The organism is Pseudomonas sp. Z4-20, assembly GCF_051131955.1.
In the GTDB taxonomy this organism is placed as follows: Bacteria; Pseudomonadota; Gammaproteobacteria; order Pseudomonadales; family Pseudomonadaceae; genus Aquipseudomonas; species Aquipseudomonas marvdashtae.
The window spans coordinates 3,538,004-3,553,714 of the sequence record NZ_CP071641.1 but is presented as its reverse complement, the minus strand read 5'-3'; the positions used below and the strand labels follow the sequence as shown (position 1 = coordinate 3,553,714).

General features: G+C 61.2%; 18 protein-coding genes. 10 read left to right on the top strand and 8 right to left on the bottom strand.

From position 1 onward, the window contains the following. Positions 1 to 55: 55 nt before the first annotated feature. The 4 genes from J3P82_RS16100 to J3P82_RS16085 form a co-directional block, all read right to left on the bottom strand. Positions 56 to 925 carry an isocitrate lyase/PEP mutase family protein gene (locus J3P82_RS16100; protein ID WP_434557731.1) on the bottom strand — a complete coding sequence of 290 codons (870 nt, stop codon included), beginning with the start codon at positions 923 to 925 and terminating at the stop codon, positions 56 to 58. A 138-nt stretch (positions 926 to 1,063) separates the two neighbouring features. Then, positions 1,064 to 2,098, bottom strand: coding sequence for an arginine N-succinyltransferase (gene astA / locus J3P82_RS16095; protein ID WP_434557730.1), 1,035 nt, complete (start codon positions 2,096 to 2,098; stop codon positions 1,064 to 1,066). 61 nt (positions 2,099 to 2,159) lie between these two features. Beyond that, a complete protein-coding gene (locus J3P82_RS16090) occupies positions 2,160 to 3,176 on the bottom strand; it encodes an arginine N-succinyltransferase (protein WP_434557729.1) in 1,017 nt (338 codons plus the stop codon). A 104-nt stretch (positions 3,177 to 3,280) separates the two neighbouring features. Further along, a complete protein-coding gene (locus J3P82_RS16085; protein WP_434557728.1) occupies positions 3,281 to 4,033 on the bottom strand; it encodes an N-formylglutamate amidohydrolase in 753 nt (250 codons plus the stop codon). Positions 4,034 to 4,453: 420 nt separating this feature from the next. Here J3P82_RS16085 and J3P82_RS16080 point away from each other — a divergent pair, with 420 nt between their 5' ends. Together J3P82_RS16080 and cobF are read left to right on the top strand one after the other, a co-directional pair. Further along, on the top strand, positions 4,454 to 5,032 hold the full coding sequence (locus tag J3P82_RS16080; RefSeq protein ID WP_434557727.1) for a histidine phosphatase family protein: 579 nt from the start codon (positions 4,454 to 4,456) through the stop codon (positions 5,030 to 5,032). Next, on the top strand, positions 5,029 to 5,784 hold the full coding sequence (gene cobF / locus J3P82_RS16075; RefSeq protein WP_434557726.1) for a precorrin-6A synthase (deacetylating): 756 nt from the start codon (positions 5,029 to 5,031) through the stop codon (positions 5,782 to 5,784). Before J3P82_RS16080 ends, cobF begins: the two co-directional genes overlap by 4 nt. 47 nt (positions 5,785 to 5,831) lie before the next feature. Here cobF and ftrA read toward each other — a convergent pair whose 3' ends face one another. Further along, on the bottom strand, positions 5,832 to 6,791 hold the full coding sequence (ftrA, locus tag J3P82_RS16070) for a transcriptional regulator FtrA (RefSeq protein ID WP_434557725.1): 960 nt from the start codon (positions 6,789 to 6,791) through the stop codon (positions 5,832 to 5,834). A gap of 101 nt (positions 6,792 to 6,892) precedes the next feature. On the opposite strand from ftrA, the gene J3P82_RS16065 reads away from it, so the two are divergent. The 4 genes from J3P82_RS16065 (at position 6,893) to J3P82_RS16050 (ending at position 10,358) form a co-directional block, all read left to right on the top strand. Further along, the gene (locus J3P82_RS16065) at positions 6,893 to 7,327 is read left to right on the top strand and encodes a rhodanese-like domain-containing protein (RefSeq protein ID WP_434557724.1); all 435 of its coding nucleotides are present in this window, start codon (positions 6,893 to 6,895) and stop codon (positions 7,325 to 7,327) included. A gap of 252 nt (positions 7,328 to 7,579) precedes the next feature. Further along, entirely contained in the window at positions 7,580 to 8,359 is a 780-nt protein-coding gene (locus J3P82_RS16060) for an ABC transporter substrate-binding protein (RefSeq protein WP_434557723.1), read from the top strand. A gap of 104 nt (positions 8,360 to 8,463) precedes the next feature. Next, a complete protein-coding gene (locus J3P82_RS16055; protein ID WP_434557722.1) occupies positions 8,464 to 9,576 on the top strand; it encodes a succinylglutamate desuccinylase/aspartoacylase family protein in 1,113 nt (370 codons plus the stop codon). A gap of 65 nt (positions 9,577 to 9,641) precedes the next feature. Further along, on the top strand, positions 9,642 to 10,358 hold the full coding sequence (locus tag J3P82_RS16050) for an alpha/beta hydrolase (protein ID WP_434557721.1): 717 nt from the start codon (positions 9,642 to 9,644) through the stop codon (positions 10,356 to 10,358). Between the two features lie 12 nt (positions 10,359 to 10,370). Here J3P82_RS16050 and J3P82_RS16045 read toward each other — a convergent pair whose 3' ends face one another. Next, the gene (locus J3P82_RS16045; protein ID WP_434557720.1) at positions 10,371 to 10,958 is read right to left on the bottom strand and encodes a hypothetical protein; all 588 of its coding nucleotides are present in this window, start codon (positions 10,956 to 10,958) and stop codon (positions 10,371 to 10,373) included. Positions 10,959 to 11,073: 115 nt separating this feature from the next. Beyond that, positions 11,074 to 12,009, bottom strand: a complete 936-nt coding sequence (locus J3P82_RS16040) for a LysR family transcriptional regulator (RefSeq protein ID WP_434557719.1) — start codon at positions 12,007 to 12,009, stop codon at positions 11,074 to 11,076. A gap of 146 nt (positions 12,010 to 12,155) precedes the next feature. Between J3P82_RS16040 and J3P82_RS16035 the strand changes: the two genes are divergently transcribed. Both J3P82_RS16035 and J3P82_RS16030 read left to right on the top strand, forming a co-directional pair. After that, positions 12,156 to 12,620, top strand: a complete 465-nt coding sequence (locus J3P82_RS16035; RefSeq protein ID WP_434557718.1) for a DMT family transporter — start codon at positions 12,156 to 12,158, stop codon at positions 12,618 to 12,620. A gap of 1 nt (position 12,621) precedes the next feature. Beyond that, positions 12,622 to 13,074, top strand: a complete 453-nt coding sequence (locus J3P82_RS16030; RefSeq protein ID WP_434557717.1) for a DMT family transporter — start codon at positions 12,622 to 12,624, stop codon at positions 13,072 to 13,074. Between the two features lie 5 nt (positions 13,075 to 13,079). Here J3P82_RS16030 and J3P82_RS16025 read toward each other — a convergent pair whose 3' ends face one another. After that, positions 13,080 to 13,349 carry a hypothetical protein gene (locus tag J3P82_RS16025; RefSeq protein WP_186640255.1) on the bottom strand — a complete coding sequence of 90 codons (270 nt, stop codon included), beginning with the start codon at positions 13,347 to 13,349 and terminating at the stop codon, positions 13,080 to 13,082. 156 nt (positions 13,350 to 13,505) lie between these two features. Here J3P82_RS16025 and selD point away from each other — a divergent pair, with 156 nt between their 5' ends. Then, entirely contained in the window at positions 13,506 to 14,540 is a 1,035-nt protein-coding gene (gene selD, locus J3P82_RS16020) for a selenide, water dikinase SelD (RefSeq protein WP_434557716.1), read from the top strand. Beyond that, a complete protein-coding gene (gene mnmH / locus J3P82_RS16015) occupies positions 14,540 to 15,643 on the top strand; it encodes a tRNA 2-selenouridine(34) synthase MnmH (protein ID WP_434557715.1) in 1,104 nt (367 codons plus the stop codon). Before selD ends, mnmH begins: the two co-directional genes overlap by 1 nt. The last annotated feature ends 68 nt before the right edge of the window (positions 15,644 to 15,711 follow it).

The window sequence follows — 15,711 nt, the reverse complement described above, 5'->3', positions numbered from 1 at the left end:
CACGAGCCTGCTCGCGATGGCGTACTTGCATTTACCTACCGGTCACTGATCAACCCTACTCTTTGACGCTCATGTATTCCTCGGCCCAGCGGATGTATTCCTCGGGCTGGGTGTAGGTGTGGGTCAGTTCGGTGGCGCTGAGGTCCGACGCCTGCGTGAAGATCTGTCGCTGTTCCCGCAGGCTGTCATAGGTGGCCTTGATCGCGGCGAAATAGGCGCCGTGGCCATCGATGGTGATGCGTACGCCCAGCTCGGCCAGGCGTTTGTCGTCGCGCAGCAGCGGGTTTCCGTAAGTGACCAGCATCAATGGCACGCTCAGGTTCTCGCTGATCTTTTCCAGGTGTTCGAAGTCCTGCACGCCCACCATGCAAATCCCGTCGGCGCCGGCGCGTTCGTATTGCTGGGTGCGGCTGATGATTTCCTGGACTGGCAGGATCCCGGCATTGGTGCGGGCGATGATCGCCATTTCCGAATCGACTCTCGCTTCCAGTGCCGCGCGGATCTTGCCGACGCCTTCGGCCACGCTGATCAGGTCAGTGGATTTGCGGCCAAACTGCGCCGGGAGCAGGGTGTCTTCAATCGTCAACGCAGCTACGCCCGCACGTTCCAGCTCGATGATGGTGCGCATCACGTTCAGCGCGTTGCCATAGCCGTGGTCGGCGTCGGCAATCACCGGCAGTTGAGCCACGCGACCAATGCGGGTGGCCTGTTCGGCGAACTCGCTGAGGGTGATCAAGGCAAAGTCCGGCGCGCCCAGTACCTGCAATGACGCGACGGAGCCGCCCAGGATACCCACTTCAAAACCTAGGTCGGCGGCAATGCGCGCCGACATCGGATCAAACACCGAGGCGGTGTGGTAGCAGGTTTGGGAAGCCAGCAGTTGGCGAAAGTTGCGACGCAAATGTTGATGGGAAAGCCTGGACATGTGAGTTCCACCAATGGGAATGGAAGGGCTTGAGCAAAGATGTCAACGCCGAATGTCCAAAGGCTATCACGTGGCAGGCGAAAAGATGATGACGAATGCGCATGGGCCATGTTCCCGGCGCATCCAACTGTGCCAAGGCTAGGCCGCCACGGCATGTCGCCCATGCTTGAGTAATGTCACGGCGCGAACCGTGTCGCCCGGTTGCACTTGCAAGCGTTTGGCGGTGGCGCGATCGACGAGCAGGCTTTCACCGTGCTGGTGCGCCCGGGCGCTGGTGACGCGGCAGTTTTCCAGGCGACGGTTATGAATCAGCCAGATCGGCGCCTGTTCGTCGGGCGTGCCGATCATCAAGGACAGCGAACGGCTATCACGCACGCTACGGATCGTCGATACCGGCGCCTCGATCACCGGGCCGGCATCGAAAATATCAACGTATCCCTTGTGGACGAAACCTTCGGCGTTGAGGATCTTGAGGGCGGGTTCGGTGTCCGGATGCGCCTTGCCAATGACAGCCTGGGCCTGTTTGGTGAGCAGGCAGGTGTACAACGGTTGACGTGGCATCAACTCGGCGATGAACGACTTGTTGCCCATCCCGGACAACTGATCGGCGCAGCTGAAGTCTTTCTTGAAAAAGTGCCGCCCCAGGCTGTCCCAAAATGGCGAGCAGCCTTGTTCATCCGCTTGGCCTCGTAATTCGGCGATCAGCTTTTCTCCAAACAACCGGGAAAATTCGGCGACGAACAGCAGGCGTGCAAGGGACAACAAGCGCCCGTTGTGGCCGCGACGCAGCTCCGGGTGGAGGAATAACGAGCAGATCTCCGATTGTCCGGTCATTTCATTGTTGAGGAACAACGTGGGGATTTGCCGTTGGATGCCCAGCTCAGGCGCCGAGTTGACCGTTACACCGACGCGATAGTTGTACCAGGGCTCGCGTAGCCCGACCGCGCCGGTCAGTGCGCTGATGCCCACTACTCGACGGTCATCGTCCTCGAGCACGAACAGGTAGTCAGCGTCGGCCCGCTCGACCTGCCCGGCAAAGGTGCGTTGGGCCCAGCGCACGCGGTGCGCCAGGCGCTCTTCATTGCCGGGCAGGCTGGTAAACCCCGGGCCGGCGCAACGGGCCAGTTCCAGCAGGGCGGGGAGGTCGGTCAGGGCGACCGGGCGAACTATCATGACGTGGCTCCTTCATCATGCCGGGCACGGTCTCGGCACAAGGTACGAAATCGAACGCGTTTCATAGGCTGACCACCCGGACCCGATCACCTTCTGCGATACCCAGCGCTGCCAGCATGTCAGGGTGCAGGGACACCGGCTCTTCGGCGTTGACCTCCAGCTCGGCGATGATGGCCCGGAAGTTTCCAAGGCCCTCATTGCTGACCAGGTAACGACCCCGGGCATCGATCTGCCGTCTCTGTCGCGCGATGGTTGAACGGCTGTGGGTGATCGAGCGAATGTTCGTTATCCGGGCATGCAGCGTCGGCCCGCCGTCAAAGATGTCCACGTAGTTATTCGTTTCGAAACCCTCGCGCTCCAAAATGTCGAAGGCTTCCTGGCCATCGGGATGCACCCGGCCGATGCAGGCCTGCGCCTCTGGCGGCAGCATGGGGACATAGATCGGGTATTGAGGCATCAGTTCGGCGAGAAAGGTACGGCTTTGCAGGCCGCACAGACGTTCGGCTTCGGTATAGGGCAGGTCGAAGAAATGCTGGCCGATGGCGTCCCAGAAGGGCGACTGGCCGTCTTCACTGCTGAAACCGACGATTTCGGTGATTACCGCCTCGGCAAAGCGCCGGGGATGAGCACCGATGAACATCAGCCGGGCCCGGGAGAGCAGCTCCGATTCAGGCGTGCGCACGCGCGCGGCGTCGATGTGGAAACCGCGTAGCAGCGTCTGGCCGTTGAGGTCCTGGCACAACGACAGCGCTGGTACGCCATGCTGAATGTTCAGCTCCCGGGACTCGCTGGAAAACGGCCGGTTGCGCAGGCTGTAGAACGGTTCGTTGCAACCGGTCGCGGCGACAATTTCGGAGCAGCCCACCAGACGGCCTGACGCAAGGTCCTGCAAGACAAAAAAGTAGTTCTCTGCGCCAGGGCTCTGCAGATCGGCGTCGAAAGAGGCGCACGAAGCGAGGATTCTGTCCCGCAGGTGATCGGTGTCGTCAGGCAGAGAAGTGACACCTACCAGGCTGTCGCGGGCCAGCTGTTGCACTTGCGGCAAATCGGTTAACCGAACTGGACGTAGAACCAGCATGGATAGCACTCCTGTTCAAAGAGCCCGCGGATAGGTACCGGGCTTGACGATCACTGTCGATGTCCACGCGTTGTAGCTGTAGCCGGAATTTCATCACCGTCGTGTTATAGCAGCGCAGCGAGATAAGCGCTCCAGGTCCGTACTGACTCGGGACTGCGCAACTGGTCATTGCGTACCTCGATCAGCACCGATTCCAGGCCACGGCCGTCGCCGTGTACCGGAACTGTCATGTCGCTCAAGGGACTGACTTTGTAAGGCTGGTTACCGGCCGCCCGCAGCGAATGTCGCCCGAGCCCGTCGACGATGCGCTGGGCGTAGTCCCTGGCTTCGCCAAACAGCACGCCGGCCTCGAGGGCACGCGGTTGTCCATAGAAAACCGGTGTAAAACTGTGGATACCCACCACTCGCACGGTGCGATTTTCGCCCAGGCGTTGGTCGATCAAAGCCCGCAATTGATCATGAAATGGATGGAAGAGGCACTGTTGGCGATATTCGCGCGTTGTGCCGTCCAGGGACTGATTACCGGGAACCTGGTAGATCTCGCTTTGTGCCGGAATGCTGTCGGCGACGTGAAGTGGGCGGTTCAAGTCGATCAACAATCGCGAGTAATTAGCGGACAGCAGGGTTGCTCCGAGGGTTTCGGACAGCCGCTCGGCGAGGGCCAAGGCCCCAATGTCCCAGGCAATATGTTCCTGGGCGGCCGTTTCATCCAGGCCCAGGTCGTTCAGCGCGTCTGGGATGAAGCGGCTGGCGTGCTCGCAAACCAGCAGCACGGGGTGCTCGGATTCCTCCCGGAGCAATCGGAACGCCGGCTTGGTGTACAGACCCCATTCGGTACATTCAATGGATTCACGCATAGAGTTCACAAAGTTTGGCAGGCGACGGTGCCTGGGCCAAGGCCAGCTTCTGGGCCTTCAAGGCTAAACGGGTTTGCACCAACAGGCCAGGTACGGATCGGTGATCGGGTCTCTGGAGAGAGGATCCATGCTCCTTGCCTGGATGGGTACTGAGTTCTTCCGTAACTTCGAAAATAGTATTTGGTTAGCAGGGGCCGCATGTCCAGAGGTTTTTATGATCCGTTTAAAAACCCCTGAAATTATCCGCAAGCCTTGTAGGGCAAGGGTTTGGCTCGAATAATCGAGGTATGTCAGGCATTGCTCCTGTCTGTGTAGGACAAGGCGCCTTTTTGTCTCGAATAATTGATTTCATATAAGGTGCTGTACAAGAAAGCACGGGGCTTTCCCCTCCATCGATTTCCAAATGCCTGAGTATCCAGCGTGCGAGCAACCCACCTGACCCTGATGTGCCATGCACGTACCGCCGCCCAAAAACAAGCACGCTTCGGGCTGGACGAACCGTTGGATGCCGCCTGGCTGGCGAAGCGTGCTGAGATGGGGCGCGAATATCGGAACGTCCGCGGTCTGCTGTGCGGACCGGAGCTGCGCACGCGCCAGACCGCCGCGTTGTTGGACAACGAGCCGCGGTTGGTACAAGCGTTGGCCGATTGTGACTTCGGTCGCTGGCGCGGGTTGTCCGTCGATGAATTGCTCCAGACTGAACCGCAGCAGCTTCAAGCCTGGCGCGACGATCCGGATGCCGCGCCGCATGGTGGTGAATCCGTCTCCCGTTTGTGTCGCCGTGTCGGCGACTGGCTGGCCTCCCTGGAAAATACACCGGGCCACTGGCTGGCCGTCACCCATCCGTTCGTGATCCGTGCGGCCTTGATCAATGTCCTCAGGTGTCCTGTCGTCATGGTCAACCGGATCGACATTGAACCGCTTTCTGTCATCGACCTGCGGTTCAACGATGTCTGGCGTTTTTGCGCTCAGGGGCCTGCCAGGGAGGTGCTGGAATGAAGAAATTATCGGTGATCGGCATCGGCGCCGGCGATCCGGAACACCTGACGATGCAGGCGGTGAAGGCCTTGAACCTGGTGGATGTGTTTTTCCTGATGGATAAGGGGCCTGCCAAGGACAAGCTGCTGGACCTGCGGCGTGACATTTGCCAACGCTACATCGTCGACCATCCCTACCGTTTCGTCGAAGCCCATAGCCCTGAGCGCCGGCGCAACGACTTGGACTATACGATCAGCGTCGAAGAACTGAATCGTGCGAAGCAGGCCACCTTCGAAAGGCTGATCAACGAAGAATTGTCTGACGGACAGCGCGGCGGTTTCTTGGTGTGGGGCGATCCGTCGCTGTATGACAGCACCCTGCGCATCCTCCAGGCGATCCTTGACTCGGGACGTTGTAATTTTGAATACGACGTGATCCCTGGCATCACCAGCGTCCAGGCCCTTGCGGCTCGCCACAAAGTGTCGTTGAACAGCATCGGTGGCTCGCTGGAAATCACCACGGGCCGACGGCTGGCGGCGGGGCAGGTGGGCGACGCGGGCAGCGTGGTGGTGATGCTCGACGCCGAGGATGCGTATCGGCAGGTGAGCGATCCCGATACCCATATTTACTGGGGCGCCTATGTCGGAACGTCGGATGAGCGACTCATCGCCGGCCGGTTGGGCGACGTGGCCGACGACATCGAACGCACCCGCAAGGCGGCGCGGCAGGCCAATGGCTGGATCATGGATACTTATTTATTGCGCAAGCGTTGATAGCGTTGGCGACTCGCCACGGGGTATGGCTTTAGCCATCCCCATCTTCACCCTCGTCCAAACCGCTCCCGATACACCGATGGCGCCAACCCCACCACACTGCGAAACGCCACGCGGAAGCTTTCCACCGAACGGTAGCCGCACAGCTGGGCGATGATGTCGGTGTTGTCCTCGGTGCTTTCCAATAGCGCCCGGGCCCGCGCCAGGCGTTCATGTTGCAGCCAAGCCTTGGGGGACAGGCCACAGGCCTCGGTGAAGCGGCGCAGGAAGGTCCGTTCGCTCATGGCCGCCTGGCTGGCCAGTTCGCGCACGCCCAGCGGTTCATGCAGACGTTCGCGAGCCCACTGCATAACCCCGGACAGGTCGCTGCGCGGTGTTCGGCTGACCGGCGAGGGAATGAATTGCGCCTGGCCGCCCGTGCGCTGCGTTGCCATGACCAGTCGACGCGCCACGGCGTTGGCGACTTGGGTTCCGAAATCACGTGCCACCAGATGCAGGCAGGCATCGATGCCTGCCGCGCTGCCGGCTGACGTGATGACCTGGCCCGAATCGACGTAAAGCACATCGGGGTCTACAGCAATGGCAGGGTAGTGTTTGGCGAGTTCGTCGGTGTAGCGCCAGTGCGTCGTGGCGCCCAAGCCATCGAGCAGTCCGGTGGCCGCCAGGACAAAAGCCCCGGAGCAGATCGACAGCAAGCGGGCACCGCGGGCGTGGGCTCGGCGCAGGGCCTGGAGCAGGGCATCGGACGGTGGATCGCTGCGGCTGCGCCAGCCCGGCACGATAATGGTCCGGGCCGTGTCGAGCAGCTCCATGCCGCCATCGGCCAATACCCGGAAGCCGCCCATGGCGCGCAACGGCCCGTCGTCGACGGCGACGATGCGGTGCTCATACCAGGGGAAATCGAACTCGGGCCGTGCCAGTCCGAAAATTTCCACGGCGACGCCAAACTCGAAGGTACACAAGCCGTCATAAGCGAGGATTGCAACCAGGCCGGGGGTGGACTGCATTGGCGGAAAATTCCCACAGAGTGTCGTGTGCGCCACTGTAGCGGTTCGCCTCAGGGGGATAAAGTCTCTTACAGCCCTTTCTGTCCCAGGAGACAACACCGATGACCAGTCCCGTGCGCGAAGTGCCTGCTGCCCCGTCCGATCTTGCCCTCCAGCATTTCAGTCGACGCCTGATGTTCGAAACCGATTGTTCCGACGTGCATGCCAGCCAAGCGGCAGGCGAAGCCGATTTTATACTGGTGGATGTGCGTGGCCCGCTGGCCTACGAACGCGGGCACGTGCCAGGGGCGATCAATCTGCCAACCCGTACGCTCACCGCCCAGGCGCTAGGCGCTTATTCCAAGGCCACGTTGTTCGTGGTCTATTGCGCCGGGCCGCATTGCAACGGCGCCAACAAGGCCGCGGTGCGCCTGGCGACCCTGGGCTACCCGGTCAAGGAAATGATCGGTGGCGTCATGGGCTGGCTCGATGAAGGGTTTCGCCTGACCGGCTCGGTGGAGCGCGTGGCGGAGAAGGCCATCAGCTGCGATTGCTGAGACTTTCTACAAGGCAGTTCATCCTGTGGAGAGGGAGCATGCTCCCTCGTCACAGGCGCTTATCTGTCAGGTTTTTCGCAAATCCCATCGTCCTCCGTCAAGCCTGAGGATTTTTATAACTATTTGTCGCCTCAACATAATTCCCCGCCTGAGTGCCTCTCTAGACTCCGTCCACTTCGGTTTTTCGCTGACCGAACGCTGTTTCCGAATCTGCCAATAACATCAAGAAAACCTGCGCACTCAGGAGCAAAAATGAAGAAGCTAGTCATGTTCGGTGCCCTGGCACTGTCCGTATTGTCCCTTTCGGCCGTGGCCGAAGACGCCAAGCCGATCCGCCTCGGGATCGAGGCCGGCTATCCACCTTTTTCGATGAAAACCGCTGACGGCAAGCTGGCCGGCTTCGATGTGGATATCGGCGACGCGCTGTGTGAACAGATGAAGGTCAAATGCACCTGGGTCGAGCAAGAGTTCGACGGGTTGATTCCAGCGTTGAAGGTCAAGAAGATCGACGCCGTCCTGTCGTCGATGACTATCACCGATGACCGCAAGAAAAATGTCGACTTCACCATCAAGTACTACCATACCCCGGCGCGTTTCGTGATGAAGGAAGGCACCGACGTCAAGGACCCGCTGACCGAGCTCAAAGGCAAGAAAGTCGGTGTGCTGCGGGCCAGTACCCATGACCGCTTCGCTACCGAAGTGCTGGTGCCGGCAGGGATCAACCTGGTGCGCTACAGCTCCCAGCAGGAAGCCAACCTGGACATGGTCGCCGGTCGCCTCGACGCCATGCTGGCCGATTCGGTCAACCTCGACCAAGGTTTCCTGAAAACCGACGCCGGCAAGGGCTTTGCCTTCGTAGGGCCGACCTATGAAGATGCCAAATATTTCGGCGGCGGCGCCGGCATTGCGGTGCGTAAGGGCGATAAGGCCCTGGCCGATAAATTCAACGCCGCCATCACCGAAATCCGCGCCAACGGCACCTACAAGAAAGTGCAGGACAAATACTTCGCTTTTGACGTCTACGGGCATTAATCGCTGAAGCAAGCAGGTGGCCCGCCGTTGACCCGGCCGGCCACCTTTTTCATGGGCGATTGTTTTACCCTGCGCCTGTCGAAAACCGTTATCTGGGAGAGCCTATGCAACGCATCGACCATACCCTGCCGTGGAGCCATTTAGGCACGGAGCGCCGGCTCAGCGTGTTTCGCTATGGCCATGGCCCGCGCAAGGTGTATATCCAGGCCAGCCTGCACGCCGATGAGCTGCCGGGCATGCGCACGGCCTGGGAGTTGAAACAGCGACTCAACGACCTTGAAGCGCAAGGGCTGCTCAGGGGCGTCATCGAGCTCGTGCCGGTGGCCAATCCTATCGGCCTTGATCAGCATCTGCAAAGTGCCCACATGGGGCGCTTCGAATTGGGCAGCGGCAAGAATTTCAACCGTTCCTTCGTGGAACTCAGCGCCCCGGTGGCGGAGCGCATCGGGGACCGTCTGGGGGACGATCCGGCCGCCAATATCACCTTGATCCGCCAGACAATGGTCGAGGTCCTCGATGGCTTGCCCACGGCGCCTTCGCAACTCGAAGGGCTGCATCGGCTGTTGCTTCGCCATGCCTGCGACGCCGACGTCACGCTGGACCTTCATTGTGATTTCGAGGCCGCGATCCATCTCTATGCCTTGCCGCAACAATGGCCACAATGGCGCTCACTGGCTGCGCGGCTCAAGGCCGGGGTGGCGTTGTTGTGCGAAGATTCCGGTGGCAGCTCGTTCGACGAGTCCTGCTCCACGCCTTGGTTGCGCCTGGCGAGGATGTTCCCGAACGCGACCATCCCGGCGGCCAACCTGGCGACCACGCTGGAACTGGGCAGCATGAGCGACACCCGAGTCGATCAGGCCCAGGCCAATTGCGAAGCCATCCTTGGATTCCTGGCTGAACAGGGCTTTATTTGCGGCGACTGGCCGGCCGCGCCAGCACAATGCTGCGAAGGTTTCCCGTTCGAGGGCACCCAGTACTTGTTCGCGCCGCATCACGGCGTGGTGAGTTTTCTGCGCGAGGCGGGGGAGTGGGTCGAATGCGCAGATCCGCTGTTTGAAGTGGTCGATCCATTGAACGACCGGGTAACCACCGTTCGAGCCGGAACCAGCGGGGTACTGTTTGCCCTGGATCGCGGACGCTACACACAGCCGGGCATCTGGCAGGCAAAAATCGCCGGGCGCGAGCCGATTCGCGCGGGCAAATTGATCAACGACTGAGAAGTGCTGTCTACCTCACCGCACGGGTCGTTTGCGTGCGGTTATCACTCGATGGAGGAAGACAGATGCTTAAAGCGTTCGCCCTGTTCATGCTGCTGGTATCCGCCGGCGTGCAGGCCCAACCTGCGCTGCACACGGACTTGCCGCTCAATTACCTGGCTCGCGCCGATGAGCAGGCCAGGAACCGGCCGCTGGTGATTTTCCTGCACGGTTCGGGCAGCAATGAAGAAGACTTGCTGTCGCTCGCGGACGAGTTGCCCAAGCATTACAACTACCTCTCGGTGCGTGCCCCCAAGTCCATGGACCCTGGGCGTTACCAGTGGTTTGCCAAAAAAGGCGAGGGCGCCTATGACGGTGACACGTCAGATCTGAAGGCCAGCGGCAAGATGCTGTTGGATTTCATCGAAAAGGCCCGGGCCAAGTACCCGACCGATGCGAGCAACGTGTATCTGGTGGGTTTCAGCCAGGGCGCGATGATGAGTTATGAAGTGGCGCTGCGACACCCCGAAGTTGTCGGTGGCATCGCCGCGATGGGCGGGCGCGTCCTGCCGGTGCTGCGGGCCGAACTGACGCCAGACGAATCGCGGCGGGCGCTGGCCGTGTTCATCGGCCACGGCACGGCGGACCCGATCATTCCCTATCAGGACGGCACCGACGCCGACACGTTTCTCAAGACCCTGGCCCTTGAGCCTGAATTTCACGCCTATCCGGGCCTCGGCCACAACATCAGCGCGCTGGAAGTGAAGGATTTGCGGGCCTGGCTGGAGCGGCTTAACCCGTGAGCGTCAGGCCCGTCACTTGCCGCTGACGATCTGCTTCACTAAAGCCTCATGAGCGGCGCTATCGCTGGCCCTGGAAATGACCTGCACGACCGCCATGCGCGTACCGGAGGCGCCCAGCAGGGTCGTGTCGAGGGTTGGCCCGCCGCCCTGGGTGGCGCGGGTGTCGAGCTGGCGCAGGCCCAGGCCGGAGGTTTTTTGGGTCAGGCTTTTTTCGCTCAGTATCTTGACGTCGGCCAGCGTCTTGTTTTTTTGGGCAGCGAAATCGGCCATGGAAGTGTCGAGGAACGTACCGTCATTATCCTTCACCGTTGTGCCATTGATCAGGGCGTTCTCGGCGGTGATCACCACCGTTCGGGTGGTGGCATTGCTGTACATCGTACCGGTCGCTCCGGCGGTGCCCTGGGCCGCGTCACCGGCGGAAAGGGGGGTGGCGATGAACCCCTTGGGCAAGGTGAAGCTGAATTTGCCGCCGAGCATCGAAACCTTCTGGGCCGGCGCCTGCGCCGCGGCCTTGGGCTGAGCGGCCAGGGCAGGCAATACGACCAGGCTGGCGATCGCCGTCAGCAACAGGGTGGCGGCTTGTTTACGCAGCGATGACATTGAAACTCTCCACGGATGGTCGTGCTTGAGGGCCGATCATCCCATGGGCGTTACCTCGGGTTCCAGCGCAAGACCGATTCCAATCGGGTCAAGTCGATGGCGCCGCACGCGATCGTCAAGGACGATCCCAATACGGCACTTCGCCGAAACACTCCAGGAAAAAGTCGATCACCGTGCGGACCTTCACCGACAGGCGTCGGCTGCCGGGCCAGAGAATGGCGATCTGCTGGGGTTCGAGGCTGTTGGACGTTTCGTAATCTGCCAAGACCGGCACCAGCGTGCCGTTGCGCACGGCTTCGCCGATCAGCCACGACGGAAACATCACCAGGCCAAGGCCTTGCTCGGCGGCCTGGGTCAAGGTGTCGGCGTGGTTGCCAGTGATCGGCCCCCTGACGTTGTAGGGCGTCCAGGCTTGACCCGGCTTGCGGAAAAACCAACGTTGTTGACCGGCCACGCCTTTATAGGCAAGGCATTGGTGGGCGGCGAGGTCCTGAGGCTTACGCGGCGTGCCGTGGCGGGCCAGGTAGGTGGGGCTGGCGGCAATCTGGAAACGGTGCGGCGCGACAATCCGCGCCTGCATGCCGGAGTCATGCAGCGGGCCGATGCGAAAGAGCAGGTCAGCGCCTTCCTGCAGTGGGTCGATGTAACTGTCGGTCTGTTGGATATCCAATTGCAGCTTGGGATAGCGTCCGCACAATTGGCCCAGCCATGGCGTTAGATGACGCTGGCCAAACACCACGGGAGCGTTGATCCGCACCAGGCCCGCGGGTTCGCTGTGCTGTTCTTGCAGGGCCTGTTCAGCTTCCTCCAATTGGACCAGCACCAGTCGCGCATGATGCCCAAGCAGGCGACCGGCTTCGGTGGGCGTGACCGCACGGGTATGGCGATACAACAATTGCTGGTTCAGCGCCTGTTCCATCAACTGGATCTGCCGGGAAATCGATGAGGGGGCCAGTCCTTCGCGCCGCGCCACTTCTGAAAAACTGCCGTGATCGAGCACCGCGACGAACAATCGTAGCGCCTTGAAACCCAATTCGTTGAGGCCGTGCATGAGAAGCGTCCCGCTGTGCGTGTTGCGCAAAAGTGTTATCGGGATGCTCCCATTTATCGCACAGCGACGCCAGCCGATAATAGCCGTCATCTCGTTTCCAGGCAGGTCATCCAATGCAATCAACATCATCCAACGGGGCCGCGTCCATGACGACGGCCACACAACCACGAGCGTTCCTGCGCTGGCTATTGCTGCCGCTGGTCATCCTTGCGGGCATGGGCTTGTCGGTAGAGGCCGGGCTGTTGGGACCGCTCGGTGTTCAGGTCGGTCATCTATGGGCAACGCTGAGCATCTTTGGCGTCGGCTCGGCGCTGTTGTTCCTGCTGTTGCTGTTCAGCGGTCCGCAACAAGGGCCGGCGCTGAACGAACTTCCGCGCTGGCAACTGATCGGCGGCTTGTTGGGGCCGATCTACGTGGTCGTGCTGACGCTGGCCACCCCGCATATCGGCGTCGCCATGACCATGATCGCGATCCTCTCCGGCCAAGTCGGCAAAAGCGTGCTGATTGACCATTTCGGTTGGTTCGGCGCGAGCCGAAAACGGGTCAACGGCGAGCGCTGGCTGGCGTTGGCGTTGATTGTGGTGGCCCTTGTCCTGATTGCCCGAGGTTGATATGAGCGTGTTCTTTTTATTGTTGGTGGTGGTCGCCGCCGGTGCGGTGTTGAGTGTGCAAGCGGCAGTCAATGGCCGCCTGGGCCAGACGGTCGGCGTGTTGCGCAGTAGCCTGCTGACCTTCGTCGTGGGCACCGTGGTCACGGGTCTGCTGATCGTCTTTTTCGAGCCGGCTCACGCGGTCAGCCTGCTGGACGTGCCCAAATGGCAACTGGGCGGCGCATTGTTCGGCGTCGTCTACATGGTCGTCATGGTTGGGGCAGTGCCGCGCATTGGCACGGCCGTGGCAACGGTGGCGGTCATCACCGGGCAACTGGGCATGGGCATGCTGATCGACAACTTTGGCTGGCTGGGCAACCCGGCCATCGAGCTGTCCGCCAGCCGCCTCTTGGCCATGGCCTGCCTGGCACTGGCGCTGGTGTTCATGTACCGCAGCAATACGCGGCGCACCTGAACGGTTCAGGCGGGTTCGACGTCCAGTTGCAGGCTGTCATCGGCCAGGTGCTCGGTGCGTCGGACAATGCCACTGACGCGTCGGCCTTCGGCGCTGAACACCACGATTTGGGCTTTCGCCAGGTCTTCCGGCAGCGGTGGGCGTACATGCAGGGCAAACCATGGCGGCTCACCGTCATCGAGGCGCTTGACGTCGAATTGACAGTCGACGCTTTTGGTCTCGCGGCCGAACAGCGTATCGAGACCGTAATCAAGGTGGTTGCTGGCGGTTGGCATCGGCAATCTCCCGAGTTAAGTGTCTGGGTCTAATCAAGTGAGTCCTCCAGCGGCGGAAAAATTCCGTTGGATGGCCGGTGATCGATCGCGACGCGGGCGGTGAACGGTTGGCGTTGCTGGTAGAATCGCCCACCTTGACTTACGAGAGGTATGCCCATGAGCGAGCCGATTCGCCTGACCCAGTACAGCCATGGCGCCGGTTGCGGCTGCAAGATCTCGCCCCAGGTGCTGGAGGTGATTCTGGCCGGCAGCGGTGCGCAGAACCTTGACCCCAAGTTATGGGTGGGCAATGCCTCCCGGGACGATGCGGCGGTCTACGCCATCGACGATGAGCGCGGCGTGGTCTCGACCACCGATTTCTTCATGCCAATCGTCGACGATCCGTTCGATTTCGGTCGCATCGCTGCCACCAACGCCATCAGCGACATCTATGCCATGGGCGGTGATCCGCTGATGGCCATCGCCATTCTTGGTTGGCCAGTCAATGTCCTGGCCCCGGAAATCGCCAGGGAGGTGATTCGTGGCGGTCGGTCGGTGTGTGACGAGGCGGGCATCCCCTTGGCGGGCGGGCATTCGATTGACGCGCCGGAGCCGATGTTCGGCCTGGCGGTCACGGGCCTGGTGCAGAAGCGCCACATGAAACGCAACGATACCGCGACCGCCGGTTGCCTGTTGTACCTGACCAAACCCCTGGGCATCGGCATCCTCACGACCGCGGAAAAAAAAGGCAAGTTGCGCGCCGCCGACGTTGGTCTGGCCCGCGACTGGATGTGCACCCTCAACAAACCCGGCAGCCGTTTCGGCAAGCTCGACGGCGTGACCGCGATGACCGATATCACCGGTTTCGGCTTGCTCGGGCATTTGGTGGAAATGGCTGACGGCAGCCAGCTCACCGCCCGCGTTCGCTATGACGCGGTGCCGCGCTTGCCGGGCGTTGAGTATTATCTCGATCAGGGCTGCGTGCCGGGCGGCACGCTGCGCAACTACGACAGCTACGCCAGCAAGGTCGGACGTGTCCAGGAACTGCACAAGCGCGTGCTGTGCGACCCGCAGACCAGCGGCGGCCTGCTGGTCGCGGTCAACCCCGAGGGCAACGAACAGTTCCTCGCGGTTGCTGCCGAACTGGGCCTTGCGTTGGCGCCAATCGGTGAGCTGGTCGAGCGACAGAGCTACGCGGTCGAGGTGTCTTGATGCCCAACGACATTACCGATTACCGCGACATCTTTCTCAACGATCGTCCGATGATGGACACCCGCGCGCCCATCGAATTTCACAAGGGCGCGTTCCCCGGCGTGATCAATCTACCGTTGATGACCGACATCGAGCGGCAACGCGTCGGCACCTGTTACAAACAGCAGGGTCAGCAGGCCGCCATTGTCTTGGGCCACCAACTGGTATCCGGTGAAACCAAGGCCCAGCGCATCCAGGCCTGGGCAGATTTCGCCCGGTCCCATCCCGATGGAATGTTGTATTGCTTCCGTGGAGGCTTACGCTCGCAAATCGTCCAGCAATGGCTCAAGGACGAGGCGGGCATCGATTATCCCAGGGTCGGCGGGGGCTACAAGGCCATGCGCACATTCCTGCTTGAAACGGTCGAGCAGGCCGCTGCCCAGTGCGACCTGGTCCTGCTGGGCGGCATGACCGGCACCGGCAAGACCGAAGTGCTGGCCCGACTGGACAATGCCCTTGACCTGGAAGGCTATGCCAACCATCGCGGTTCAAGTTTCGGCAAACGCGCCACCGGGCAGCCATCCAACATCGATTTCGAGAACCTGTTGGCGGTGGATGTGCTGAAAAAGCGTGCCGCCGGCATCGAACAATTCGTGCTGGAAGATGAAAGCCGCATGGTGGGCAGTTGCGCCGTCCCATTGCCCTTGTACCAGCGCATGCAGCAGGTGCCGATGGTCTGGCTTGAAGACAGCCTGGAGCGGCGGGTCGAGCGGATCCTGCGCGACTACGTGGTCAACCTGTGCGCCGAATTTATCGAGGTGCATGGCGATGAAGGGTTCTCGCTGTTTTCCGAACGGCTGCTCGCAAGCCTGGACAATATTCACAAGCGCCTGGGTGGCGATCGTCATCGGCGATTGATGGACATCATGGAAGCAGCCCTGGCCGAGCAGGCCAGTACCGGCGCCGTCGACTTGCATCGCGGCTGGATCGACGGCCTGCTGCGTGAATATTACGACCCGATGTATGTGTTCCAGCGGGAGAAGAAGGGCGGGCGAATCGAATTTGCCGGAGAGCACGCGGCGGTATTGGCGTATTTGCGTGAGCGCGCTGCTCGGCAAGGATGAACTCGACGCTCATCATCCCGCCGAGCCGAAGCAGGCGCTGGCGGGCTCGTTTCCACGGGTGCTTTGCC

Bases quoted from the DNA above. Each gene is read 5' to 3' on its own strand.
- J3P82_RS16035 (WP_434557718.1), top strand. From the start codon at position 12,156: ATGACGACGGCCACACAACCACGAGCGTTCCTGCGCTGGCTATTGCTG.
- J3P82_RS16040 (WP_434557719.1), bottom strand. From the start codon at position 12,009: ATGCACGGCCTCAACGAATTGGGTTTCAAGGCGCTACGATTGTTCGTC.
- J3P82_RS16100 (WP_434557731.1), bottom strand. From the start codon at position 925: ATGTCCAGGCTTTCCCATCAACATTTGCGTCGCAACTTTCGCCAACTG.
- J3P82_RS16030 (WP_434557717.1), top strand. From the start codon at position 12,622: ATGAGCGTGTTCTTTTTATTGTTGGTGGTGGTCGCCGCCGGTGCGGTG.
- J3P82_RS16025 (WP_186640255.1), bottom strand. From the start codon at position 13,349: ATGCCAACCGCCAGCAACCACCTTGATTACGGTCTCGATACGCTGTTC.
- J3P82_RS16090 (WP_434557729.1), bottom strand. From the start codon at position 3,176: ATGCTGGTTCTACGTCCAGTTCGGTTAACCGATTTGCCGCAAGTGCAA.
- J3P82_RS16085 (WP_434557728.1), bottom strand. From the start codon at position 4,033: ATGCGTGAATCCATTGAATGTACCGAATGGGGTCTGTACACCAAGCCG.
- J3P82_RS16045 (WP_434557720.1), bottom strand. From the start codon at position 10,958: ATGTCATCGCTGCGTAAACAAGCCGCCACCCTGTTGCTGACGGCGATC.
- J3P82_RS16050 (WP_434557721.1), top strand. From the start codon at position 9,642: ATGCTTAAAGCGTTCGCCCTGTTCATGCTGCTGGTATCCGCCGGCGTG.
- ftrA (WP_434557725.1), bottom strand. From the start codon at position 6,791: ATGCAGTCCACCCCCGGCCTGGTTGCAATCCTCGCTTATGACGGCTTG.
- J3P82_RS16060 (WP_434557723.1), top strand. From the start codon at position 7,580: ATGAAGAAGCTAGTCATGTTCGGTGCCCTGGCACTGTCCGTATTGTCC.
- cobF (WP_434557726.1), top strand. From the start codon at position 5,029: ATGAAGAAATTATCGGTGATCGGCATCGGCGCCGGCGATCCGGAACAC.
- J3P82_RS16055 (WP_434557722.1), top strand. From the start codon at position 8,464: ATGCAACGCATCGACCATACCCTGCCGTGGAGCCATTTAGGCACGGAG.
- selD (WP_434557716.1), top strand. From the start codon at position 13,506: ATGAGCGAGCCGATTCGCCTGACCCAGTACAGCCATGGCGCCGGTTGC.
- astA (WP_434557730.1), bottom strand. From the start codon at position 2,098: ATGATAGTTCGCCCGGTCGCCCTGACCGACCTCCCCGCCCTGCTGGAA.
- mnmH (WP_434557715.1), top strand. From the start codon at position 14,540: ATGCCCAACGACATTACCGATTACCGCGACATCTTTCTCAACGATCGT.
- J3P82_RS16065 (WP_434557724.1), top strand. From the start codon at position 6,893: ATGACCAGTCCCGTGCGCGAAGTGCCTGCTGCCCCGTCCGATCTTGCC.